The organism is Streptomyces sp. NPDC006552 (assembly GCF_040611655.1).
Lineage (GTDB): Bacteria > Actinomycetota > Actinomycetes > Streptomycetales > Streptomycetaceae > Streptomyces.
The window spans coordinates 88212-111127 of record NZ_JBEXOS010000016.1; the positions used below are offsets into that span (position 1 = coordinate 88212).

Below are 22916 nucleotides of genomic sequence, written 5' to 3' on the forward strand. Positions count from 1 at the left end.
CGGTCACATCCCCCAGATCCGGGCCACGAAGTAACCGGCCACGAGGGCGGCTCCGATCACGATGAGCCACGCCCACCAGGCGGGGTGTTCCCACATCCCGCCGTCGGCCCGTTCCTGATGGGCCTCGGCGGTCGAGCCCTCCGCGGGCGGCGTCTCGGTCGGCGGTACGAGTATGTGTGTCATCCCTCAACGGTCTCTCGCGACCGTTATGTCCGCAATGTCGGCGTACGGGGGTGGGTCAGCGCGGTTCGAGGCGGACCACGATCCCCTTCGACGTCGGGGTGTTGCTCTGGTCGGCGACGCTGTCCAGCGGTACGAGGACGTTGGCCTCCGGGTAGTACGCGGCGGCGCACCCGGGCGGCGTCGAGTAGGAGACCAGCCGGAAGTCGTCGGCCCGGCGCTCCGAGCCGTCCCGCCAGACACTGACCACGTCGACCTTCTGACCGTCCGCGAGACCGAGGGCGCGCAGGTCGGAGGGGTGGACCAGGAGGACGCGGCGGGAGCCGTGGACGCCGCGGTACCGGTCGTTCGTCGTGTACGGCACCGTGTTCCACTGGTCGTGCGAGCGCAGGGTCTGGAGCAGCAGATGGCCCTCGGGGGCGCGCAGCATCTCGAAGTCGTTGCAGGTGAAGATCGCCTTGCCGCTGGGGGTGGGGTAGACGCCGTCGTTGACCGGGTTCGGCAGGCCGAAACCGCCCGGCTTCGTCACGCGGGCGTTGAAGTTGTGGAAGCCCGGGACGACCCGGGAGATGTGCTCCCGGATGTGGCCGTAGTCCTCCTCGAACGCGGCCCAGGGGACCGGGACCCGGTCCCCGAGGGTGCGCCGGGCGAGCCTGCTGAGGATCGCCACCTCACTGAGCAGGTGCTTCGACGCGGGCTCCCGGTGTCCGCTGGAGGCGTGCACCTGGCTCATGGAGTCCTCGACGGTGATGAACTGCTCGCCGCCCTCCTGCCGGTCCCGTTCGGTGCGGCCCAGGGTGGGCAGGATCAGCGCCGTGTCACCGCACACCGCATGGGAGCGGTTGAGTTTCGTGGAGATGTGCGCCGTCAGCCGGCAACGGCGCATCGCGTCCGCGGTGAGATCGCTGTCCGGTGTGGCCCGCACGAAGTTGCCCGCGAGCCCCAGGAACACCTTGATCCGGCCCTCGGCCATGGCCCGGATGGAGTCCACGGTGTCCAGGCCGTGCGCGGCGGGCGGGGTGAAGGAGAACTCGCGCTCCAGCGCGTCGAGGAACTCCTGCGGCATCTGCTCCCAGATGCCCATCGTCCGGTCGCCCTGGACGTTGCTGTGGCCGCGCACCGGGCAGACACCCGCGCCCGGCCTGCCGATGTTGCCGCGCAGCAGCAGGAAGTTGACCACCTCGCGGATGGTCGGCACGGCGTGCTTCTGCTGGGTCAGCCCCATCGCCCAGCAGACGACGATCCGCTCGCTCTTCAGGACCCGGTCCCGCAGCTCCTCGATCTGGGCCCGTCGCAGCCCGGTGGCGGCCAGCACGTCGGGCCAGGAGACGGTACGGCGCAGGTGGGCGGCGAACTCCTCGAAGCCTTCGGTGCGGGCGTCGATGAAGGCCCGGTCCAGAACGGTGCCGGGCGCGGCCTCCTCGGCCTCCAGCAGCAGCAGGTTCAGGGCCTGGAGGAGGGCGAGGTCGCCGCCGAGCCGGATCTGGAGGAACTGGTCGGCGATGTTGGTGCCGCGGCCGATCACGCCGCGCGGCTTCTGCGGGTTCTTGAACCGCATCAGGCCGGCCTCGGGCAGCGGGTTGATGGCGACGATCTTGCCGCCCCTGCGCTTGGTCTCCTCCAGGGCGGAGAGCATCCGGGGGTGGTTGCTCCCCGGGTTCTGGCCGAGGCTCAGCACGAGATCGGCGTGGTGGAGGTCGGGCAGGCTCACGTCGCCCTTGCCGATGCCCAGCGTCTGGTGGAGCGCCGTGCCGCTCGACTCGTGGCACATGTTGGAACAGTCCGGCAGGTTGTTGGTGCCCAGGGCGCGGGCGAACAGCTGGAGGACGAACGCGGGCTCGTTCCCGGCCCGCCCCGAGGTGTAGAAGACCGCCTCGTCGGGGGAGTCGAGCGCGCGCAGTTCCTCGGCGATGAGCCCGAGGGCGTCGTGCCAGCTGATGGGCTCGTAGTGGTCGCGGCCCGGCCGCTTCACCATGGGGTGGGTCAGCCGGCCCTGCTGGTTCAGCCACCGGTCCGAGGCCCTGGCCAGCTCGGAGACGGAGTGACGCGCGAAGAACTCGGGGGTGACGCGCCGGGTGGTGGCCTCGTCATTGGTGTGCTTCGCGCCGTTCTCGCAGTACTCATTGGCGTGCCGGTTGCCGGGATCGGGGTCCGGCCAGGCGCAGCCGGGGCAGTCGAACCCCTTGGTCTGGTTCAGTTCCAGCAGGTTCAGGGTCGTCCGCCGGGGCGAGGTCTCGGCCAGCGAGTACTGGACCGCGTGCGCCACCGCCGGAACACCGGCCGCCCAGGTCTTCGGCGGGGTGATCTTCGCCTGCTCACCGCCGGGGTCGGCGGTCGATGACTCGTGCACCACTTCAGCCTTTCGTTCGGTACCGCCGCCGGGCCGGCCGCTCGGGGGATCGGGGTGGGTCAGCCCGTGGGCCAGTGCGGCACCGGCCGCGGCGCCCGTTCGGCCTCCGGCTGCACGTGGCCGTCGACGACGGTGCCGCGCCACGCGCCGGTCTCCGCGCCCTGGCCCTCGATGTACTCCTTGAAGCCGCGCACGCAGTCGTGGACCTGACGGCGGACCAGGCCGACGGAGTCGGCGGCCCGTTCGATGAGGCCCTGCGGGGTGAAGTCGAGGCGGTAGCGCATCCGGCAGCGGGCCTCGCCCAGCGGCTCGAAGCGGACCGAGCCCGTGTGGTGCGGCTCGTGCATGCTGCGCCAGGCCACCCGCTCGTCAGGGTGCTGCTCGATGACCTTGGCGTCGAACTCGCGGGTCACCCCGGCGAACCGGGTGACCCAGTGCGAGAGGGTGACCTGCGGCTGGTCGATCCGTTCCACCGCGTCCATGAACCGCGGGAAGCTCTCGAACTGCGTCCACTGGTTGTACGCGACACGCACCGGTACGTCGATGTCGACGGCGCCCTCGATCACACTCATAGCTGCCCTGTCTGTGTGCACCGGTGGATAGGAGAGCAGCCGGGTACCCGCGCGTGCGGCGACTCAATCCGCCGGCCCGGCCGCCGTCCGCCCCCATCCTGCGCCGTCGTCCCGCTGTCCGCCTGCCGTGGGCGGACGACCGGGGCACCCGGAGGCGAGCGGTGAGGCGGGTGTCGCACGGCGCCGCAGCGGGGGCGAGCGGCGGGGCACCCGGTCCGCCGCGCCGTCCGGCTACTGCTCCTGCCGGGTGACCGCGGCGATCAGGTCGTGCATCGCGTCGGGGCCGGCGTCCGGTCCGTGCGGGTCGGCACCGTCCGCCGCGGCGGCCTCGGCGCCGCGCCGGAACAGGGCCCGCTCGTAGGCGGTGAGCGCGGTCTCCACGTCGTCGGGGTGAGCGGCGAGCGCCATGGCGAGCTCGGCGCCGTCGAGCATGGCCAGGTTGGCGCCCTCGCCGTTCGGCGCCGAGAGGTGGGCGGCGTCACCGAGGAGGGTCACCCCGGGGACCCGGTCCCACCGGTGGGCGGGCGGCAGCGCGTACAGGGGACGCACGACCGGCGGGGCGTCCGCGTCGGTGATCAGCGCGCGCAGCTCCGGCGCCCAGCCCGTGAACTCCGCCGCGACCCGCGCCGTGGCCGCGCCGGCGTCGGCGGCGGCGAGGGCGGCGAACCACTCCTGAGTCTCGTAGAGCCCGATGTAGGCGTGCAGGGTGTCGCCCTTCTCACGGTGGGCGAAGATCTCCCGGCCCGGCCTGAGTGCGATCATCGACCCGCCGCCGACCGTCTTCGCGGCCGCCGGATGCCGGGTGCCGGCGTCGAACAGGTAGGTCTCGACGACGGACTTGCCGATGTACGCGGGCGTCGCGCCGGAGAGCAGCGGGCGGACCCGGGACCACGCGCCGTCCGCGCCGACGAGCAGACCGGTGGTGCGGGCGGCGCCGTCGGCGAAGGCCACCTCGTGCCGGCCGTCACCGAGGGCGCGGACACCGCTGACCTTCTGCCCCCACCGCACCGTGCCCGCCGGGAGCGAGTCGAGCAGCAGCCGGCGCAGGTCGCCGCGCTGCACCTCGGGACGGCCGCCCGTACCGTCGTCGTCCTGCTCGAAGAGCAGGGACCCGTCCGGGTCGAGAACCCGCATCGCCTGCCGGCCGTCCAGGACGATCTCCTGGAACGCGTCGAGCAACTGCGCCGAGGCCAGTGCGCGCTGCCCGTTGTGGTCGTGGATGTCGAGCATGCCGCCCTGCGAGCGCGCGGCGGGTGAGGGCTCCGCCTCGTGGACCGTGGCCGGTATGCCGTGGACGTGCAGGACGCGGGCGAGGGTGAGGCCGCCGAGTCCGGCGCCGACGATCGTGACGTCAGGGACCATGGGGTGACTTCTCTCTGCGGGGGCCGTGGAGCGGCGCGCTCCCGGCGGGACGTGCCAGGGGAGCGCCCCTCGGGCCGGGGCGGGGTGACGGTCGTGGCCGACGCCGCTGGTGTCCGGCGCCGACCGCACCACTGTCTCCGCGCCCGTCGACACCCCACCGACAGCCCGCCGACGACCACCGACAGGGCCGCGACCACCGACAGGGTCACGACCACCGGCCGGGTCCGACAACGCCCTGCCCGCCGGCCGGGCTCAGCCGGTGCCGGTCCGCGTGGCAGTGACCGCCACCGTGGTGTAGCGCATCGTGAAGCTGCCGCCTCCCGCGTCGATGACGGCCCCGGTCTCCTCCAGCACCCGCGCCAGCCTGTCGGCCGGAAGCCGGGTGAAGGCGCCCTGGGTGGGCATCTGGTCCAGCCAGGCGTCCCGGGTGTAGGTCCACTCCCACTCCCATCGCCACTCCTCCGGTTCGTGGAACTCGGCCGCCGCGCGGATCGTCCGTACGGGCTCGGCGAGCAGCGCCCTGACTCCGTCCAGCGGTCCCTTCGTCATCGCCCGGAAGTCGAACGGCGCGTCGGGCACGGCGCGCCGGCAGGCCGCGACCACGCCCTCCGCCACCTCCGCCGGGAACTGGAAGGCGTTCCAGAACAGGGCCAGGACGCCACCCGGGCGGAGCACCCGCGCGGCCTTGGCGGTGCCCGCGGCCGGTTCGATCCAGTGCCAGGACTGACCGGCGACGACCGCGTCGAAGGTCCGCCCGGCCGGGTCCCAGCCTTCAAAGGCCGCTATGTCGACGGGAGTTCCCAGACGCCGGGCCACCTCGGCCATGCGCGCGTCCGGCTCCACCCCGAGCACCGTGCGGCCGGCCGCCTGGAACTGCCGGGCCGCGATGCCCGTGCCACAGCCGACGTCAAGGACGTCGGGGCCAGGCGCCGCGCCGGTGATCCGGCCCACGAGCGCGTCCGGATACCGCGGGCGGGCGCGGTCGTACCGCTCCGCGTCCGCGCCGAAAGACTCCGCCGTCTCGCGGAGTCGGTGGGGTGCGCGGTCGGGTGGCGGAGGCTGCTCCGCGGAGGTAATGGGCATGCGCCCACTATGAGTGGGCAGATGCCCACTCGTCAACGGACCGTCCGCTCCCTTCGGAGTCGGCGCGGGTGAGATCATGCGGAGCGGGCGAGGCGAGCTCGAGCCGGGACCGCGACCGCACCGGGGCCCGGACACAGAAGGAGAGGGGCGAACGGTGCCGACAGGGACCGCCATCCGCGACGTACGTGAGCAGCTCTTCCAGGCCGCCGAGCGCGTCCTGCTCCGGGCCGGACCGAGCGCCCTGACCAGCCGTGCGGTCACCGATGAGGCGGGCTGCGCCAAGGGCGTCCTGCACCGGCACTTCGCCGACTTCGACGCCTTCCTCGCCGAGCTGGTGCAGGACCGCGTCGCCCGGGTCGACCGGCAGGCCGAGGCGCTGCGGGATTCCGCCGGGACCGCCACCGTCGCCGGGAACGTCGCGGGCGCCCTGACCGAACTCTTCGGCCCGGTCGCCGTGGCCGTCGTCGGTCTCGTCACGTCCCGGGACGAACTGCGCGCCCGGCTCCGCCGGACCACGCCGACCGGCATTCCGGTACTGACGGAAGGCACGGCCATGCTCGCCGGCTATCTCGCCGCCGAGCGCGCACGGGGCCGCCTCGCCGCGGACGCCGACGTCGACACGGCGGCCCCCTTGCTGATCGGCGCCGGGCACATGCTCTTCGCCGACCGCACCGGCCGTCCACCGGAGCCCGGCGACGTCCTCAAAGCCGTCACCGGTGTCCTCGGCGGCGGTGACGTCGCGGGGTCATAGGAGCTGGCGACCGCGGTCCCGGCAGTCCGGGAGCTGCGCGACGCAGAAAGGCAGGGAGAGTGATCTCCCTGCCACTCTCAACATATAGCGCACCGGGGGGCTTGCGGCAAGGCCCCCGTCATGCCACAGAATCCTCGGCCGAGGCCAGGACCTGCGGAGATGAGGACATGACGTGCGTGTGTTGTCGAGGTGGCGACCGGCCGGCGCCGGCCGGTGGGGCATGACCCGCGCGGAGGTGGCGCGATGAGTCAGCGGTACGTGGTGGGACTCGACGAGGTCGACGCGGCGCAGGCGGCGCTCGTCGGCGGCAAGGGTGCGCAGTTGGGAGGACTGGCGCGGATCGAGGGCATCCGCGTACCGGACGGCTTCTGCGTGACGACGGAGGCGTTCCGAAGGGTCGTGGCGCAGGCGCCGTCGGTCCGTGAGCTGCTCGGCCGGCTGGTACGGGCGGACCCGGAGGAGCAGGACGCGGTCCGCGAGCTGAGCGCGCGGATCCGCCGGACCATCGAGGACATCACCGTCCCCGACGACCTCGCGGCGGAGATCGGACACGCCCTCGCACGGCAGGACGAGGACACCGCCTACGCCGTGCGGTCCAGCGCGACGGCCGAGGACCTGCCGACGGCCTCCTTCGCCGGCCAACAGGACACGTACGTCAACGTCGTGGGGCACGAGGCGGTGCTGCGGCACATCAGCCGGTGCTGGGCCTCGCTCTTCACCGAGCGGGCCGTCGTCTACCGCCGCCGTCACGGCATCGACGACCGGACGGTCCACATGGCCGTCGTCGTGCAGCGGATGGTCTTCCCGGAGGCCGCCGGCATCCTGTTCACGGCCGACCCCGTCACGGGCCACCGGAAGGTCGCCACCGTGGACGCCGGATTCGGCCTCGGCGAGGCGCTCGTCTCCGGCATCGTGAACCCGGACGTGTTCACGGTGCGGGCCGGCGAGGTCGTCGCCAGGACCATCGCGGTCAAGCGGCGTGCCGTGCTTCCCGTCCCCGGCGGCGGGACGCGGGAGGCGGCGGTCGAGGCGGAGCGGCGGGACAAGCCGGCGCTGACGGACGCGCAGGCCGTGCGCCTCGTCGAGCTGGGACGGCGGATCGAAGCGCGGTTCGGCGGCCCGCAGGACATCGAGTGGTGTCTCGCCGACGGCGACTTCCACTTCGTGCAGAGCCGGCCGATCACGACGCTGTTCCCCGTGCCGGACGCCGGTGACCTGGATCCGCGCGTCTACATCTCCGTCGGGCACCAGCAGATGATGACCGACGCCATGCGGCCGCTGGGCATCTCGGTGTGGCAGCGGACGGCCATGGCGACGATGCACGAGGCGGGCGGCCGGCTGTTCGTCGACGCCACCCGCGCGCTCTCCACGCCCGCGGGCCGCGCCGGCCTGCTGGCTCTCGCCGGCCGGTCCGATCCACTGACCAAGGACGCGCTGGAGACCGTCCTCGGCCGCGACGACTTCGTCCTGTCCGGCACGGACGCGGACGCGGGCGACGGCGGTCGCCAGGGCGGGCGCACCTCCGCCTCGCTCCCGACCGATCCGGCCGTCGTCACCGAGCTGATCGCGCGCAATGAGGCGTCCCTGGCCGCCTTGGAGCGCGACATCCAGGAGATGTCCGGTCCGGCGCTCTTCGACTTCCTGCTGACGGCCTTCGAGGAGCACAAGCGTGTGCTCAGCGACCCGCGGAGCATGCAGGCGGTGATGGCGGGGATGGAAGCCACCTGGTGGCTCAACGACCACCTGGCCGAGTGGCTGGGGGAGAAGAACGCAGCGGACGCGCTCACGCTGTCCGCGCCCGGCAACGTCACGTCGCAGATGGGGCTCGCGCTGCTCGACGTGGCCGACGTGATCCGCCCGTACCCCGAGGTCGTGGCGTTCCTGGGCGGCGTCTCGGACGACACCTTCCTCGACGAGCTGGCGAAGCTCACGGGCGGCGCCGAGGCGCGCGACGCCATCGAGTCCTACCTCGACCGGTACGGCATGCGCTGCGTCGGCGAGATCGACATCACGCGGCCGCGCTGGCGCGAGCGGCCCAGCACACTCGTGCCCGTCATCCTCGACAACGTCCGCACCTTCGGACCCGGCGCCGCCGCCCGGCGCTTCGAGGAGGGCCGGCGCAGGGCGCGGGCCGCGGAGCAGGACGTGCTGGCCCGGCTGCGGGCGCTGCCGGACGGGGCGGAGAAGGCCGCCGAGACCCAGCGGATGATCGACCGGGTCAGGACCTTCATCGGGTACCGGGAGTACCCGAAGTACGGCGTGATCAGCCGCTACTTCGTCTACAAGCGGGCCCTGTGGAAGGAGGCCGGGCGCCTCGTGGCCGCGGGCGTGCTCGGCGACCCGGACGACGTCTGCTACCTCACGTTCGAGGAGTTCCACGACGCCGTGCGTACGGGCCAGGTGGACGAGGAGCTCGTCCGGCGGCGCAAGGACGCCCACCGGCACTTCCGGACGCTCACCCCGCCGCGGGTGCTGACCTCCGACGGCGAGGCCCTCTCGGGGGCGTACCGGCGCGCGGACGTGCCGGCCGGGGCCCTGGCCGGCGTCCCGGTCTCCGCCGGGACCGTCGAGGGCCGGGCGCGCGTCGTGCTCGACATGGCGGACGCCGATCTGGCGGCGGGCGACATCCTGGTCACGGCGTTCACGGACCCCAGCTGGTCGCCGCTGTTCGTGGGCATCGCGGGCCTGGTGACGGAGGTCGGCGGGCTGATGACCCACGGCGCGGTGATCGCCCGCGAGTACGGTCTGCCGGCGGTCGTCGGCGTGGAGCAGGCCACCCGGCGGATCCGGGACGGGCAGCGCATCCGGGTGCACGGGAGCGACGGATACGTCGAGATCCTGTCCTGACGGGGGCGGCCCGGCCCCGGCGGCGGGGCGGGGTCATCATGGAGGCATGGTGACTCGGCCCTTGCTCGTGTTCGACGGAGACTGCGGTTTCTGCACCACCTCGGTGCGGTTCGCCGAGCGGTATGTGCGGCCGCGCTGCGCGATCACCCCCTGGCAGTTCACGGACCTGGAGGCGCTGGGCGTTCCCCAGGAGCGAGCCGCGTACGAGGTTCTCTGGGTGACCCCGGCGGGGACGGTGTACGGGGGCGCCCAGGCGGTCGCGAAGGCGTTGATGAGCGCGGGGCGGCCGTGGCCGGTGCTGGGCGCCGTGCTGACGCTGCCGCTCGTGCGGGTGGTCGCGCACGGCGTCTACCGGCTGATCGCCGACAACCGCCATCGCCTCCCCGGAGGCACGGCGGCCTGCGCGGTGCCCGGGCGCCGTCCGCAGGGCTCGTAGCGCGCTCTCGCGGCCGGGGTGCGGGGAGCAACTCGCCCTCGCGCGGGCCCTATTGACGCGCGTAGCCGGGGCCGGGCACTGTCAGGGTCCCCGCACCTCTCCGCATCTCCCGCCCCAGGAGGCACTGTGCTCGGACGGAACCTTCGCGCGCTGCTCGCCCTTGTCATGCTCGGGTCACTCACACTGCTCGGGACCGCGGTCACCGCGGGCCCGGCCCACGCCGACGACTGCTACACCTGGAACCGGACCCTCGCCCAGGGGGCGAGCGGCGAGGACGTGCGGCAATTGCAGATCCGCGTCGCCGGCTACCCCGGCTACGGCGCCGTCATCGCGGTGGACGGGGCGTTCGGCCCGGCCACCAAGGCCGCCGTCACCCGTTTCCAGCAGGCCTACGGGCTGCCGGCGGACGGCATCGCGGGACCCCAGACCTTCAGCAAGCTCTACGCCCTCCAGGACGGGGACTGCACTCCGGCCCACTTCACCTACGCCGAGATGAACCGCTGCAACGCCGACTGGTCCGGCGGCGCCGTCTCCGCGGCCGCCGCGAAGGCCAACGCGCTGCAACAGATGTGGAAGCTGGAGGCCCTGCGGCACGCCCTCGGCGACCGCGCCCTGACCACCAGCAGCGGCTTCCGCTCCCACGCCTGCAACAACGCCGCGGGCGGGGCCGCCAACAGCAACCACCTCTACGGCCGCGGCATCGACCTCGTCGGCACACCCTCGTACTGCGAGATCGTCAAGCAGGCCCGCAACCACGGTTTCAACGAGATCCTCGGACCGGGCTACCCCGGCCACAGCACCCACGCCCACCTCGGCAGCCAGAGTTCGCGCTACTGGTCGGCGTCGTCCTGCGGCATCTGACCACCGGCGCCTGCCGCGAGGTACCGACAGGGCGGCGCGAGAGAAATAGCAGCCGCTTTCCGTGGTTATGACCTTGGTCACTCCACCTGATCGCCCCTGACCTGCGTGGAGGGAGCGATCAGCGGGCACGTGGAGCTGCCTGAAGGTGTTCACCTTTCTGTCCGGGCAATGATGCGCCGCCGCCCGAGGGGGCGCATGGTCGGTCGTGAGGGCCGACGGCGCCGGACCGGCGAGGCCGGCCGCGCGCCGGGCCCGGCAGGAAGCCAGAGGAAGGAAGACCGTCCGTGAGCGCGGAGACGACGCAGGCGGCAAGCGACAGCGAGCCGGAGTGGGACCCCGAGGCGGTACGCCGCCACCGTGGCCTGTTCCGGGCGATCGAGCGGCGGCGCAACCCCAAGCTGCGCCGCAGCGACATCACGGTGACCGAGGAGCCCGCGGTGCGCCGCGCGGTGAAGGCCGCGATGCTCGGCAACGCCATGGAGTGGTTCGACTTCGGCATCTACTCCTACATGGCCGTCACCCTGGGCAAGGTGTTCTTCCCGTCGGGCAACCCGACGGCGCAGACCCTCGCCTCCTTCGGCGCCTTCGCCGCGGCCTTCCTGCTGCGGCCCATCGGCGGCTTCGTCTTCGGCCCGCTCGGCGACCGCATCGGCCGCAAGAAGGTCCTCTCCCTCACCATGATCATGATGGCGCTCGGCACCTTCGGCATCGGCCTGGTGCCCTCGTACGCGGCCATCGGGATCTGGGCGCCCGCCCTGCTGCTGCTCTTCCGCGTCATCCAGGGGTTCTCGACCGGCGGTGAGTACGGCGGCGCCGCCACCTTCATCGCCGAGTACGCGCCCGACAAGAAGCGCGGGTTCTTCGGCAGCTACCTGGAGTTCGGCACGCTCGCCGGATACGTGGGCGCGGCCGGCCTCGTCACCATCCTGACCACGTTCCTCGACGACGGCGCCATGACCTCCTGGGGCTGGCGCGTGCCCTTCCTCGTCGCCGGTCCGCTCGGCCTGATCGGCCTGTACATGCGGCTCAAGCTGGAGGACACCCCGGCCTACCGGGAGCTGGAGCGCGAGCAGCACACCTCCGAACGCCCCAAGTTCCGCTTCGGCCCGTTCTTCCGCGAGCACTGGCGCGCGCTGATGCTGTGCATGATCCTCGTCGCCGCCTACGACATCGCCGACTACGGCCTGCTGTCCTACATGCCGACGTACCTCACGGACGAACTCGACTACGGATCGACCGCCGGCCTGGTCGCCCTCGTCATCGTCATGGTCGTCCTGATGTGCCTGGTGCACCCGCTCGGCAGCCTCTCCGACCGGGTCGGCCGCAAGCCCGTGCTCCTCACCGGCATGGCCGGTTTCGTCGTGCTGACCGTGCCCGCGTTCCTGCTGCTGCGCTCGGGCGGCCACGTGGCGATCTACGCCGGCCTGCTGCTGCTCGGGCTGTGCCTGCTGACGTTCCTCGCGACGATGTCCGCCGTTCTGCCCGCGCTCTTCCCGACGGAGGTGCGCTACTCGGCGCTCGCGATCTCCTTCAACGTCGCCGGCTCCCTCTTCGGCGGCACCACGCCGCTGGTGATGGAGGGCCTGACCAGCGCCACCGGCAACGACCTGATGCCGGCGTTCTACATCATGCTGGCCTCCGTGGTCGGCGCGATCGCGGTCCTGGGCATAAAGGAGACCGCTCGCCAGCCGCTGGAGGGCTCCCCGCCCGCCGTCTCCACCGCCGAGGAGGCCGGTGACCTGGTCGAGGCGCAGTACGTCCGCGGGCCCCTCTCCCAGTTCCCGGCCGAGGCTCCCGACGGCCGGGCCGCCACGGACCGCGGCGCCCCGGAGCCGGTCGCCTGAGACCCTGAGCACCATGCGGTCCCCCCTCCCCCGACCGGGAGGGGGGACCGCACCACACGGCCCGGCTACAGGAAGTCGGCGAACGTCTCCGCCAGGACGCGCCACTGCTCCCGCGGCAGCTCGGCGCCCTGGTCGGCCGGCGTGACCACCTGCAAGGCGACATGGTCCGCGCCGGCGTCGACGTACTCCTGCACCCGTCCCCGCACCTGCTCCGCGTCGCCCAGCGCGAACAGGGCCCCCAGCAGCCGTACGCTGCCGCCCCCCTCGAAGTCGCTCTCGGAGAAGCCGAGGCGCAGCAAGTTGTCGGTGTAGTTGGGCAGTTGCAGATAGAGCGCCAGCATGGCGCGCGCGGTGGTACGGGCCCGCTCCGCATCCGTGTCCAGCACCACGGACACCTCCGGGGCGAGCACGGCGCCGGAACCGAGCGCCGCCCGTGCCTGGGCCGTGTGCTCGGCGGTGACCAGATAGGGGTGGGCGCCCAGGGCGCGGTGCGCGGCGAGGTCGAGCATCTTGGGGCCGAGCGCCGCCAGGATGCGGCGTCCGCCGGACACGGGCGGGACGGCGGCGTCGAGCACGTCCAGGTACTCCACCATCGCGCTGTACGGCTTCGCGTACCCCGGCACCATCGGCCCGTGGCTGACACCCAGGCCGAGGACGAACCGCCGGCGCTCGTCCTCCTCCCAGGCGCCGATCTGCTCGGCGACCGCCCGCGCCGGGTGGTCCCAGATGCTCAGGATGCCGGTCGCCACGGTGATCCTGCGGGTGGCGGCGAGCGCGGCCGCGGCGTCGGCGGGGGAGGGGTTCCCGCCGAGCCAGACCGTGCCGAAGCCCAGCTCGTCGAGGTCGGCGAGCGCCGCCGCGACGGCGTCTCTCTGCGCGGGGCCGCTCGCGCGCTCCGTGCTGAGGGCACTGCTCCAGATGCCGATCCGGCCGAATGTCTCGTGCGCCGTGGAAGTCATGGTGTGATCAACCTCGTGCGGCGCCCGCTATTCCCGCCGGAGCGGGTTTCACCCGCCTGCCGCAACCGGTCCCCGGAGCCGGGCACTCCCGGCTGCACCGGGTCCGGACCTGGCGCAAGAACGCGGAGGCGTCAGGGCGTGCGGAGCGCGGCCGGGAAACCGGTCCAGCGCAGCTCGTCCGGGAGGTGGCTCACGTCGTTGTGGACCAGGACGCCGGCGGGCCGGCCCGGGGGATACCGGATGACGGTCAGGGCCGCGTTGCCGGCCGTCAAACCCGTCCAGCGCCACGCCGGTGCGTCCAGCGCGGCGCACACCAGCCAGGCCACGAGGAACGCGTGGGTGACGACCAGTTCATGCCGGGGCGCGTCCCCTTCGAGCACCGGTCCGGTGAACGACGCGCCTGCGCGGCGCGCCAACTCGGCGCCCCGCGCCCGCTCGTCAGCCGAAACCCCGGCCAGGCGGGCCAGGACGGAGCCGGCGACCTCCGCGGGCAGCTCGTCCCGCTCCGGAACGTACGGGACGTAGTCCCCGGCCGCCTCGCTGACGCGCAGCGGCACCCCGTCGAGTTGCTCCGCGACGAGCCGCGCCGTCTGTGCCGCCCGCGGCAGCGGACCGTGGTGGACAGCCGTCAGCGGTACGCCGCGCAGCCGCTGCCCCAGCAACGCGGCCTGCCGCCGCCCGGCATCGGTGAGCCCGCCCTCTTCGGATGTGGCCTCGCCGTGACGGGCCAGGTACACATATCGATCATGCATGCCGGTGTGGACGCCTGCGCGAAGACCGCGGTTCCCGCGCCGAACAGGGCGAGGGGCGAGCGGGCGGAACGGTCGGGTGCGTGGCCTGGCCGGGCGCGGCGCCGTAGCCGGGTCCGGTCGGCGCCTTAACGTGTCGATATGAGTACAGAACAGGACACCTCCGTCCCCGCGCGCCGGCGTCCGACGAGCCTGCGACGTATCGGACTCGTCTGCGCCGTGGCCGCCGCGGGAGCCTTGGTCATGGGGTGCGGCAATGACAACGACGGCGCCGAGAAGGGAGCGGCGTCCGACAGCGCGCAGCCGTCGTCGACGCCGTCCGGACCGGCGTCGCCCTCCGCGTCGGCGAGCAGGCTCACCGAGGACCAGGCCGAACGCAAGGCCCTCGCCCCCCGGGCCAAGGTCGGCTACGACAAGGCGATGACCGCGGCGGTGCGGGCCGTGAGTGGTTCGAAGCCGGTCTCGATCGAGCTCAAGGGCCCCGCCGGCAAGCCCGGTTGGGAAGCCGAGGTCGCGACCGACGACGGCACGGAGAGCACCGTCCGCGTCGACGCCGTCACCGGGGAGGCGGGGCGCCCGCGGACGGAAGCGGATCAGGACGGCGACGACAAGAAGGAACTCGCCGACCGGCTGGCCAAGGCCACGGTGACCCCGCAGCAGGCCGCCGCCACCGCGACGGGCCGAACCAAGGGAACCGTCACGTCCGTCGAACTCGACGACACCGACCAGGGTGGTCCGATGTGGTCCGTCGACATCGTCACCACGAACGACTGGAACAAGACGACCTACGACATCGACGCGACCGACCGCAAGGTCCTGCGGCGGCACACCGATCGGGACTGACCAGGCACTCGTACGCACTGAGGCGTACTGAGGCCGCCGCACGCTGCTAGACGGGGGTGATCGCGATGCCCTCGGGCTCGTCTCCGGTGGGGAGGGTCGCCCGCACCTTCGCCACCGTCGGGTCGATCACCGAGACGGTGTCGGACTCCTCGTTGGTGACCCAGACGCGGCGGCCGCCCGGGCTGACGGCGACACCTTGCGGTTTCTTGCCCACGGACACCCGGGACAGGACCCGGCCGGTGCCGGTGTCCACGATGAGCAGGGCGTCGGCGCCGGAGTCGGCGGCGTACAACTGCCGTCCGTCGGGGCTCACTCCCAGGCTCAGCGGTGCCTTGCCGACCGGCCAGGTGGCGGTCACCTTGCGGGTCGCGGTGTCGATGACGGAGATGCTGCCGGCGCCCGTGTTGGCGACGTAGACCCGGTCCCCCTTCACCGTCGAGGCGATGCCGCTGGGGAAGGCGTCGACGGGGATCCGCGCCACCGGCGCGTTCTGCGGGGACAGGACGGTGACGTCGCTGCTGCCGCTGTCGGTGATGTAGGCGGTGCCGTCCGGCAACGCCGTGACACTGTGCGGGAGTTCGCCGGCCCGGGGTGTCGCGATGACCTTGCGGGTGGCGGTGTCGATGACCGAGACGGTGCCGCCGCCCCAGTTGGCCACCAGCACCTGGCGTCCGTCGCGGCGCGGGAACGCCGCGTAGGGCGAGGGACCGACCGGCACGGTGGCGTCGGCCTTGCCGCTGGTCGTGTCGATGAACGAGACCGAGTTGGACCGGCCGTTCGCCACGTACGCGTGCGAGCCGTCGGGCGCGGCGCCCACGCCGGTCGGCCCCTTGCCCACCGCGAGGGTGGAGACGGGCCGTTCGAGGCGGACGTCGAAGGCGGAGACGGTCCCTGACCTGCTGTTGGCCACATAGGCGACGATGCGCATGGGGAAGCCGGTGGCGGGCACGAGCGCGGCCGGCGGACGCAGCGGCGCGGGCGGCGGTGCGGCGGCCGCGGCGGTGGTGCACGTCAGGACGGCGAGCAGACAGCAGAGCGTCAGACGGAATCGGCCGGACCTCGGGAACTTCGGCATGGCGCCACCTTTGCGGGTGATGTGGGGGAGGCCCTGGGGCGGGCGTGCCTGGTTGAACGCGCGATGTGCGGGTTCCGCACGGTCGGCGACCGGTTTCGTTCTTTCGGTGGCGTCTTTTGCGGCAACTCGACCATTACGCATACGTGCGGGAGTCATATGAATGTGCTGCGCCGACTCCCGGCCCGTCGCCGTCGCGGTCCCCGTACCCGACCCGATCGGGCACAGGATGTCGGGTCCTGACCGGTGCCCGCCGCCTAGCGTGATGATCGTCGAACGGAAGGGGACCGGGCATGCTGGAGCGTCTGAACCAGGCCCTGGAGCACATCGAGAGCCGCCTCCACCAGGAGATCGACGTGGCCGAGCTGGCCCGCGCCGCGGCCACCTCGGAGTACCACCTGCGCCGGATGTTCTCCGCGCTCGCGGGCCTGCCGCTGTCGGAGTACGTCCGGCGCAGGCGGCTGACCGTGGCGGGCGCCGAGGTGCTGGCCGGGAACGTGCCGCTCCTGGAGATCGCGGTGCGGTACGGCTACGGCTCGGGTGAGGCGTTCGCCCGGGCGTTCCGCGCCATGCACGGCGTGGGGCCCGGCGAGGCCCGGCGCGTCGGAGCCGCGCTCGTCTCACAGCCCCGGCTGACCTTCCGTCTCACCGTCGAGGGGAGCAGCAGTATGCGCTATCGCGTCGTGGACAGGCCGGAGTTCGTGGTGGTGGGGTACAAGGCCCGGGTGCCGTTGGTGCACGCGGGGCCGAACCAGGCGATCATCGACTTCGTCCGGGGGATCGGCCGGCCGGCTCTCGAGGAGCTGGCGAAGCTCTCGGACCAGGAGCCGCAGGGCACCGTCGCGGTCTGCGACGACCTGGACCCGAGCCGCGCCGAAGGCACCGAACTCGACTACTACCAGGCGGTGATCACGTCGGCGGCCGCACCGGAGGGCACCACGGCGTTGCGGGTCCCGGCCGGGGCCTGGGCGGTCTTCACGACCTCGGGGCCCGCGCCGCGGGCCGTCCAGGAGTTGTGGCGGGACGTGTTCACGCAGTGGTTCCCGTCCAATCCCTACCGCAGCCGTCCCGGCCCCGAGCTCCTGCGGACCCGCATGTCCGCGGACGGGACCGAGGCGGACGCGGAGCTGTGGCTTCCGGTGGAGCGGGCAGAGAGCTGAGGAAGTGTGGCGGGGCGGGCGGCCACTGGACCACCGACCGGGGAACCGCCCGCCCGGGCCACTGACAGACCCATGGACGGGGGGCGTTGCACGGGTCTGTGTTCTGTCCGGGTGCCCCGCGCCGCACCGCCTACACATCAGGGCCCTGCCTGCTCCTGTCCCGCCTCGGTCGGCGTGGGCAGGCGGACCGCCACCAGAGGGAGGAACCAGCCGATGAGCGGAACGGCGCCCAGCACGCGCTGGCGCTCCTGACCCGCACCCTCGTGTCGCCGCGCGACAAGGTCCTCATCGACCATCCCACCTACCCGCACGCGATCACAACCTTCACGCAGGCGCGCGCCCGACTGCTGCCGGTCGCCTTGACGCCGTCGGGCTGGGACGCCGAGCAGCTGCGGGCGGCGGGGCGTACCGCACAACTCGCCTACCTGATCCCCGACTTCCACAACCCGACCGGAATGTGCATGCCGTCGAGCGTGCGCGAACGGCTCGCCCTGCCGTGCGTCACCGTCGTCGACGAGACCATGACGGACCTGGCGCTGGACGCGCCGAGCCCGGAACCCCTTGCCGCGCACCTGCCGGCGGCCATCAGCGTCGGCTCCGTCTCCAAGAGCATCTGGGGCGGCCTGCGGACCGGCTGGATCCGGGCGGCGCCCGCCGTCCTGGAACGGGTGGCAAGGGCCCGTCCCACCACCGATCTCGGCACCCCGGTCGTCGAACAGCTCGCCACGGCGGTGCTCCTGAATGATCGTCGGACCCGGCGGACCGACACGCTCGGGCGGCTGCGCGAGCAGCGCGATGCCCTGCGACGGGCGCTCACCGCCTACCTCCCGGACGTGCACTTCACGTGCCCGGAAGGCGGGTTGACGCTCTGGGCGGCCTTCCCCGACGCCATCAGCTCCCGACTGGCCGCCATTGCACCGGACTTCGGGGTGACGATCGCGGCCGGGCCACGTTTCGGGATCGGCGGCGCGTTCGCACGTCACATCCGGCTGCCGTACACGCTCCCCTCGGAGCGGCTCACGACGGCGGTCCGCGCACTGGCCGACGCCGAACAAGCCCTCCGCCGAGGAACTACGGGGACCCACGTCCCCGCGCCCCTCGCCTGAGAGCCGGACGATCACCGGCGCCGGTCGTGGCGCCGGTCAACGCGTGGCGGTGACTGACGGTGTCAGGTCAGACTGCGGCGTGCCACGGCGAGAAACTCCGCCTTGAACGGCTCCAGGCGCTCGGCCGGGTACCCCTCGCCGCGCTCCTGCCAGACCGCTTGATTAAGGGCGCGAGCGTAGGCGGTCGTCGGTGCGTGAAGGCCGGGAGCACACAGCAACTCGATGCTCTTCTCGGCTATCCGCAGACCGTCCATCGCCGGCCTCGCCGTCACGTACCAGTCGTCACCGACCTCCCATCGGGGCGGCCTCGCATGCGCCACTCCCTCAGCCTCCAGCGCGCACCGGATGAACTCGAGCACGGTCCTGATCTGCTCAGCACGGCGCTCCTCCGCCCGCGCCGCGGCCCTCCTCCGGTCGTCAGCTCGGTCGGCTGCCCGCTGCGTCGTGCGCTGGGTCAGATACGTCAGCGCACCTCCTACAGCCACACCGACCATCGAAATCACTGGGGTCCACACGTCTCCTGCCACGACCGAGTACTACCAGTACCGGCCCGTGCACCGCTGCCGATCTTGCCGGCCAGGCGCAGCAGGCGCGGTCGTCGACCAGTCGAGCCGCCGGCCGAGGGACGTGAGCCCCACCAGGATCCGCAACCGCGACAGTGTGGGAGGACGTAGGCGTGGCCGCGGAGAAGCCGGTGGCGACGGAGCGTGCAGGCGTCCGCCGCCACCGACAGTGAAGGAGACAGCACGCGGGGTCCGGGCCTGTCGTCTCGTCTCACTCTTCCGGCCCGGGCCCGCGTTCGGATGCACCGACTTTCGGCGGGGTCCGGCGCGCGCACCGGCCGGCGTGGCGTACGCCGCGAACGGGCAGGGCCCGCAGGACCGTTCGGTCCTGCGGGCCCTGCTTCTGTGGTGGCGGGCCGGGACGGCGTGCGGCCGGTCCGCGGCGATTCAGTGTGCGGCGTGCCGGGTCGGCTCGGCGTTGACCAGGAGGGCCGCGGCGCAGCCGGCGAGGAGCATGGCGATGACCGCGTAGCCGATCGCGTGGGTGTAGCCGTGGACCACGCCCGAGGCGACGACCTGTGCCTTCTTCGACGGGTCGCCGAGATGGCTCGCGATGTACGTCGACGTGGCCGAGGTCGCGATGGTGTTCAGCAGGGCCGTGCCCAGCGAACCACCCACCTGCTGCGAGGTGTTGACCATGGCCGACGTGACACCGGCGTCCTGCGGGCGCACGCCCTGCGTGGCCGTGGAGAAGACCGGCATGAACGTCAGCCCCATGCCGAGGCCCATGACCAGCTCGGCCGGCAGGACGTGCGTCGCGTACGCCGAGTCCACGTCGAGCTGGGTCAGGATCAGCAGACCGCACGCGGCGAGCAGCATGCCCGGCACCATCAGGGCGCGGGCCTGGACGCGGGGCAGCAGCCGGGCGGAGATCTGCGTCGAGCCGACGATGATCGCGACCGACATCGGCAGGAACGCCAGGCCCGTCTTGACGGGGGAGTACCCCAGGATGCCCTGGAGGTAGTACGTCATGAACAGGAACAGGCCGAACATGCCGATCGTGGCGAGGCCCATCGTGAGGAAGCAGCCGGCCCGGTTGCGGTCACGCAGGATGCGCAGCGGCAGCAGCGGCGACTTCGCGCGGCCCTGCCACAGGACGAACGCCACCAGCGCGACGACGCCGCCCACCAGCAGCGAGATGACGAGCGAGTCACTCCAGCCGCGCGGCTCGGCCTCGGAGAAGCCGTACACGATGGCGACCAGGCCGCCGCAGCCCAGGATCACGCCGGGCACGTCGAGCCGGACGTCCTTGTGGCCCGGACGGTCGTGCAGCAGGATCTTGGCGCCGATGACCGCGACGATCGCGATCGGGATGTTCACGTACAGGCACCAGCGCCAGTTCAGGTACGAGGTGAGCACGCCGCCGAGCAGCAGACCGACAGCGCCGCCCGCGCCGGCCAGCGCACCGTAGATGCCGAACGCCTTGCCGCGCTCGCGCGGGTCGGTGAACGTCGTCGTCATCAGCGACAGCGCGGAGGGCGCGAGGAGCGCGCCGAAGACGCCCTGCGCCGCGCGGGCCGTGAAGAGCATGCCGGAGCCGGTCGCGGCGCCGCCCACCGCGGACGCCAGCGCGAAGCCGACCAGGCCGATCATGAAGGTGCGCTTGCGGCCGACGATGTCCGCGACGCGGCCGCCGAGCAGCAGCAGGCCGCCGAAGGCCAGCGTGTAGGCGGTGATGACCCACTGGCGGTTGCCGTCCGACATGCCCAGGTCGGTCTGGGCGGACGGCAGCGCGATGTTCACGATGGTCGCGTCGAGCACCACCATGAGCTGGGCCAGGGCGATGATGACCAGACCCCACCAGCGCCGGGGGTCGGGTGCCTCCGCCGCGGGGGAGGAGTGGGAGGCCGGCGCCGTCCGCGTGGCGCCGGTGGATATGGAGTCGCTCATGTCGAGGACGTCGCTTCCTTGCCGAGAGTGTGCCGAAAGTGTTGCTGTGCGCTGCGCTGCGCGGTACGGGCCCCGAACCGGAGGCAGGTGGTCCGCCGGCGGGCCCGCGAGCGCGGTGCTCGAGGCGGAGGGGGGCCGGGGCGTGGGTGCCCCGGCGGGTGGCCGCGGACCCGGGCGAACCGGGCCGGATTGAATCGTCAGTAGTACTGATTATCAGGTAGAGGATACGCTATCAGGCATGACGGACGAAGTCGGGCCGGCCGACCTGCTCACCCATCGGCTCGGGTTCCTGGTGAAACACGCGTACCTGCGCCTGTCGGGCATGCTGGGCGAGGCGCTGGCCCCGTACGACGTGCACCCCAAGGAGCTGGGAGTGCTCTCCGTGATCGCGGCGGACGGCGCCGAGCGGTCGCAGAACGAACTGGCGACCGCGATCGGCCTGGACCGCACGACGATGGTCGCGGTGATCGACGCCTTGCAGGGCAAGGGCCTCGTCGAGCGCCGCCGCAGCGCCCGCGACCGCCGCCGGAACGTGGTGACGCTCACCGAGACCGGCGCCACCTGCCTGCGCGAGGCCGACGTGGCACGCATCGAGGCCGAGGCGGCGTTCCTCGCACCGCTCGACGCGCAGACGGCGGCCCAGCTGACCGAGGCGCTGCGCACGCTGTACGACGCCCATGAGAGAGGCCCCGTACGGGCGGTCCTGCCGGAGCAGGACGCGGCCGCCTGCCCGGGCGATGCGCCGTCACTGACGCCCCCGCGGAACTGACGCTGCGGGCAGGCAGCCGTCACCTGGCCGACAGGGCGGCAGGACGCGCCCGTGACCAAGCCCGGCGTCCCGGTGTTGAGCAGGCGATGACCTGTCGTCTCCGAAGTCCTCGGAGCCACCTGATCCGGGAGATCCCCATGCGAATCCGCACCACTACGGCCACCGCCACCGGCGCCGTCGTCCTGGCCCTGGCCGCGTCCGTCGCCTGGTCCGCCCCTGCCCTCGCCGCCGGCCCCGGGCCGGCCGCTCCTGGCACGGTCCTCCTGTCGAACGAGGCGTACGACAGCCTGCACCGCGTCGACGAGGACGAACGGGAGCTGATCCTGACCGACCCCTCCTACCGTGAGGCCTGGATCTTCTGCCTGCGCTCCGCCGAACCCAGCCATGTCGAACGCAACGCCTGGGGCGCCGGATACGTGTGCATCCCGGACGGGGCGGTGCAGTAGGCGCCGGTCCGGCGGCGGGGGGGCGGACGCGCTCCGGCCCCCCCGGGTCCGTCAGGACCGGCCGGCGCCTTCGCGCAAGTAGGCGCCGAGGCGTTCGATCGCCGCGGGGTTGCGCGGGCTCTCCACGAGGTCGGCGTAGTCCAGCGTGAAGATCCGCCGGTGCTTGACCGCGGAGACGTCGCGCAGCGGCGGGTAGGAGAGCAGGAACTTCTTCTTCTGTGCCGCGCTCGTCGAACCGTAGTCGTTGACGACGATGACGTCCGGGTTCCGTTCGACGACCGTCTCCCAGCCGACCGTGGTCCACGAGTCCTTGAGGTCGTGCAGGAGGTTGACGCCCCCGGCCTCGCTGATGATCTGCTCCGGCGCGGCGTAGCGGCCCGCGGTGAAGGGCTGGTCCTGGCCGCTGTCGTAGAGGAAGACCGAGGGCTTCTGCGCCTCTTCCGGAGCCTTCGCGCGGACGGCGGCGACCCTTGCCCGGTACTGCGCGACCAGTTTCCGGGCCCGGCCCTCGACGCCGAAGATCCGGCCGAGGTTCGCCAGGTCCGTGTAGAGCGCGTCGAGCGGCGGCATGATGCCGCGCGAGGTGCCGGTGCGGGCGTTGCGGCAGGACTCGGTGAGCAGATATGTGCCGATGCCCGCCTTGTGGAGGTCGCCGGGGGTGAGCGCGTTCTCGTTGAACCCGTAGTTCCAGCCGGCGAAGACGAGGTCGGCGTGGGCGGCGAGGGCGATCTCCTTGGTGACGCGGTCCTTGGAGAGCCACTTCACCTTGGCGTACGCGTCCCGGTACGGCAGACCGGCGAGGGAACCCTTGTCGGCGGGCATGACGTACCCCGCCATCCGGTCCTCCAGGCCGAGCGCGAACATCAGCTCGGTGATGCCGACGTCGTTGGTGACGACCCGCCGGGGAGGGGTGTCGAAGGTGACCTTCTCGCCGCAGTTGGAGACGGTCACCGCCCGGGGGCGCGCGGCCTTGTCGTCGGAGGCGACCTGGGCGCCGCAGCCGGTCAGGGTGAGGGCGGCGGCGAGGCCGAGCGAGGCGGAGGACAGGAGGGTGCGCACAACAAGCCTTTCGG

General features: G+C 72.5%; 21 protein-coding genes. 10 read left to right on the forward strand and 11 right to left on the reverse strand.

The features are described from left to right. Window positions 1-3: 3 nt before the first annotated feature. The 5 genes from ABZY33_RS12900 to ABZY33_RS12920 form a co-directional block, all read right to left on the reverse strand. Window positions 4-183 carry a DUF6480 family protein gene (locus ABZY33_RS12900; RefSeq protein ID WP_356491571.1) on the reverse strand — a complete coding sequence of 60 codons (180 nt, stop codon included), beginning with the start codon at window positions 181-183 and terminating at the stop codon, window positions 4-6. A 55-nt stretch (window positions 184-238) separates the two neighbouring features. Further along, window positions 239-2530, reverse strand: coding sequence for an FdhF/YdeP family oxidoreductase (locus tag ABZY33_RS12905; RefSeq protein ID WP_356491572.1), 2292 nt, complete (start codon window positions 2528-2530; stop codon window positions 239-241). Between the two features lie 59 nt (window positions 2531-2589). After that, on the reverse strand, window positions 2590-3102 hold the full coding sequence (locus tag ABZY33_RS12910) for an SRPBCC family protein (RefSeq protein WP_356491573.1): 513 nt from the start codon (window positions 3100-3102) through the stop codon (window positions 2590-2592). A 231-nt stretch (window positions 3103-3333) separates the two neighbouring features. Then, window positions 3334-4464, reverse strand: coding sequence for an NAD(P)/FAD-dependent oxidoreductase (locus ABZY33_RS12915; RefSeq protein ID WP_356491574.1), 1131 nt, complete (start codon window positions 4462-4464; stop codon window positions 3334-3336). Window positions 4465-4716: 252 nt separating this feature from the next. After that, complete coding sequence (locus tag ABZY33_RS12920; RefSeq protein WP_356491575.1) at window positions 4717-5547, reverse strand: class I SAM-dependent methyltransferase; 831 nt, start codon at window positions 5545-5547, stop codon at window positions 4717-4719. A gap of 154 nt (window positions 5548-5701) precedes the next feature. On the opposite strand from ABZY33_RS12920, the gene ABZY33_RS12925 reads away from it, so the two are divergent. The 5 genes from ABZY33_RS12925 to ABZY33_RS12945 all read left to right on the forward strand — a co-directional run bounded on the left by ABZY33_RS12925 (window position 5702) and on the right by ABZY33_RS12945 (window position 12286). Further along, window positions 5702-6298 carry a TetR/AcrR family transcriptional regulator gene (locus ABZY33_RS12925; protein ID WP_356491576.1) on the forward strand — a complete coding sequence of 199 codons (597 nt, stop codon included), beginning with the start codon at window positions 5702-5704 and terminating at the stop codon, window positions 6296-6298. A 243-nt stretch (window positions 6299-6541) separates the two neighbouring features. After that, window positions 6542-9145 carry a rifamycin-inactivating phosphotransferase gene (rph, locus tag ABZY33_RS12930; protein ID WP_356491577.1) on the forward strand — a complete coding sequence of 868 codons (2604 nt, stop codon included), beginning with the start codon at window positions 6542-6544 and terminating at the stop codon, window positions 9143-9145. Between the two features lie 46 nt (window positions 9146-9191). Further along, window positions 9192-9581, forward strand: a complete 390-nt coding sequence (locus ABZY33_RS12935; protein WP_356491578.1) for a DUF393 domain-containing protein — start codon at window positions 9192-9194, stop codon at window positions 9579-9581. A gap of 165 nt (window positions 9582-9746) precedes the next feature. After that, window positions 9747-10442: a D-Ala-D-Ala carboxypeptidase family metallohydrolase gene (locus ABZY33_RS12940; RefSeq protein ID WP_356491605.1), complete on the forward strand. Its 696-nt coding sequence runs from the start codon at window positions 9747-9749 to the stop codon at window positions 10440-10442. Window positions 10443-10726: 284 nt separating this feature from the next. Beyond that, window positions 10727-12286, forward strand: coding sequence for an MFS transporter (locus ABZY33_RS12945; RefSeq protein ID WP_356491579.1), 1560 nt, complete (start codon window positions 10727-10729; stop codon window positions 12284-12286). A gap of 65 nt (window positions 12287-12351) precedes the next feature. Here the strand turns inward: ABZY33_RS12945 and ABZY33_RS12950 are convergent, their stop codons facing one another. Together ABZY33_RS12950 and ABZY33_RS12955 are read right to left on the reverse strand one after the other, a co-directional pair. Continuing rightward, complete coding sequence (locus ABZY33_RS12950; RefSeq protein WP_356491580.1) at window positions 12352-13245, reverse strand: TIGR03620 family F420-dependent LLM class oxidoreductase; 894 nt, start codon at window positions 13243-13245, stop codon at window positions 12352-12354. Between the two features lie 131 nt (window positions 13246-13376). Then, complete coding sequence (locus tag ABZY33_RS12955; RefSeq protein WP_356491581.1) at window positions 13377-13997, reverse strand: histidine phosphatase family protein; 621 nt, start codon at window positions 13995-13997, stop codon at window positions 13377-13379. Between the two features lie 138 nt (window positions 13998-14135). On the opposite strand from ABZY33_RS12955, the gene ABZY33_RS12960 reads away from it, so the two are divergent. Continuing rightward, window positions 14136-14837, forward strand: coding sequence for a PepSY domain-containing protein (locus ABZY33_RS12960; protein ID WP_356491582.1), 702 nt, complete (start codon window positions 14136-14138; stop codon window positions 14835-14837). Window positions 14838-14883: 46 nt separating this feature from the next. On the opposite strand, the gene ABZY33_RS12965 is transcribed toward ABZY33_RS12960, so the two are convergent. Continuing rightward, a complete protein-coding gene (locus ABZY33_RS12965) occupies window positions 14884-15912 on the reverse strand; it encodes a beta-propeller fold lactonase family protein (protein ID WP_356491583.1) in 1029 nt (342 codons plus the stop codon). 290 nt (window positions 15913-16202) lie between these two features. Here ABZY33_RS12965 and ABZY33_RS12970 point away from each other — a divergent pair, with 290 nt between their 5' ends. Further along, on the forward strand, window positions 16203-17069 hold the full coding sequence (locus ABZY33_RS12970; RefSeq protein ID WP_356491584.1) for an AraC family transcriptional regulator: 867 nt from the start codon (window positions 16203-16205) through the stop codon (window positions 17067-17069). Between the two features lie 263 nt (window positions 17070-17332). After that, window positions 17333-18175 carry a PLP-dependent aminotransferase family protein gene (locus tag ABZY33_RS12975; RefSeq protein ID WP_356491585.1) on the forward strand — a complete coding sequence of 281 codons (843 nt, stop codon included), beginning with the start codon at window positions 17333-17335 and terminating at the stop codon, window positions 18173-18175. 62 nt (window positions 18176-18237) lie between these two features. Here the strand turns inward: ABZY33_RS12975 and ABZY33_RS12980 are convergent, their stop codons facing one another. Next, window positions 18238-18702, reverse strand: coding sequence for a hypothetical protein (locus ABZY33_RS12980; RefSeq protein WP_356491586.1), 465 nt, complete (start codon window positions 18700-18702; stop codon window positions 18238-18240). A 423-nt stretch (window positions 18703-19125) separates the two neighbouring features. Continuing rightward, entirely contained in the window at window positions 19126-20628 is a 1503-nt protein-coding gene (locus tag ABZY33_RS12985; protein WP_356491587.1) for an MFS transporter, read from the reverse strand. A 238-nt stretch (window positions 20629-20866) separates the two neighbouring features. Here ABZY33_RS12985 and ABZY33_RS12990 point away from each other — a divergent pair, with 238 nt between their 5' ends. Together ABZY33_RS12990 and ABZY33_RS12995 are read left to right on the forward strand one after the other, a co-directional pair. Continuing rightward, the gene (locus ABZY33_RS12990) at window positions 20867-21397 is read left to right on the forward strand and encodes a MarR family winged helix-turn-helix transcriptional regulator (RefSeq protein ID WP_356491588.1); all 531 of its coding nucleotides are present in this window, start codon (window positions 20867-20869) and stop codon (window positions 21395-21397) included. A 137-nt stretch (window positions 21398-21534) separates the two neighbouring features. Continuing rightward, complete coding sequence (locus ABZY33_RS12995; protein ID WP_356491589.1) at window positions 21535-21843, forward strand: hypothetical protein; 309 nt, start codon at window positions 21535-21537, stop codon at window positions 21841-21843. A 51-nt stretch (window positions 21844-21894) separates the two neighbouring features. Here the strand turns inward: ABZY33_RS12995 and ABZY33_RS13000 are convergent, their stop codons facing one another. Then, window positions 21895-22902 (reverse strand): ABC transporter substrate-binding protein, encoded by a 1008-nt coding sequence (locus ABZY33_RS13000; protein ID WP_356491590.1) that lies wholly within the window; start codon window positions 22900-22902, stop codon window positions 21895-21897. Between the last annotated feature and the right edge of the window lie 14 nt (window positions 22903-22916).

Excerpts from the sequence above, each read along its gene's own strand:
- ABZY33_RS12900 (WP_356491571.1), bottom strand. The coding sequence starts at position 183 with ATGACACACATACTCGTACCGCCGACCGAGACGCCGCCCGCGGAGGGC.
- ABZY33_RS12910 (WP_356491573.1), bottom strand. The coding sequence starts at position 3,102 with ATGAGTGTGATCGAGGGCGCCGTCGACATCGACGTACCGGTGCGTGTC.
- ABZY33_RS12915 (WP_356491574.1), bottom strand. The coding sequence starts at position 4,464 with ATGGTCCCTGACGTCACGATCGTCGGCGCCGGACTCGGCGGCCTCACC.
- ABZY33_RS12920 (WP_356491575.1), bottom strand. The coding sequence starts at position 5,547 with ATGCCCATTACCTCCGCGGAGCAGCCTCCGCCACCCGACCGCGCACCC.
- rph (WP_356491577.1), top strand. The coding sequence starts at position 6,542 with ATGAGTCAGCGGTACGTGGTGGGACTCGACGAGGTCGACGCGGCGCAG.
- ABZY33_RS12935 (WP_356491578.1), top strand. The coding sequence starts at position 9,192 with ATGGTGACTCGGCCCTTGCTCGTGTTCGACGGAGACTGCGGTTTCTGC.
- ABZY33_RS12940 (WP_356491605.1), top strand. The coding sequence starts at position 9,747 with ATGCTCGGGTCACTCACACTGCTCGGGACCGCGGTCACCGCGGGCCCG.
- ABZY33_RS12950 (WP_356491580.1), bottom strand. The coding sequence starts at position 13,245 with ATGACTTCCACGGCGCACGAGACATTCGGCCGGATCGGCATCTGGAGC.
- ABZY33_RS12955 (WP_356491581.1), bottom strand. The coding sequence starts at position 13,997 with ATGCATGATCGATATGTGTACCTGGCCCGTCACGGCGAGGCCACATCC.
- ABZY33_RS12960 (WP_356491582.1), top strand. The coding sequence starts at position 14,136 with ATGAGTACAGAACAGGACACCTCCGTCCCCGCGCGCCGGCGTCCGACG.
- ABZY33_RS12965 (WP_356491583.1), bottom strand. The coding sequence starts at position 15,912 with ATGCCGAAGTTCCCGAGGTCCGGCCGATTCCGTCTGACGCTCTGCTGT.
- ABZY33_RS12970 (WP_356491584.1), top strand. The coding sequence starts at position 16,203 with ATGCTGGAGCGTCTGAACCAGGCCCTGGAGCACATCGAGAGCCGCCTC.
- ABZY33_RS12985 (WP_356491587.1), bottom strand. The coding sequence starts at position 20,628 with ATGAGCGACTCCATATCCACCGGCGCCACGCGGACGGCGCCGGCCTCC.
- ABZY33_RS12990 (WP_356491588.1), top strand. The coding sequence starts at position 20,867 with ATGACGGACGAAGTCGGGCCGGCCGACCTGCTCACCCATCGGCTCGGG.
- ABZY33_RS12995 (WP_356491589.1), top strand. The coding sequence starts at position 21,535 with ATGCGAATCCGCACCACTACGGCCACCGCCACCGGCGCCGTCGTCCTG.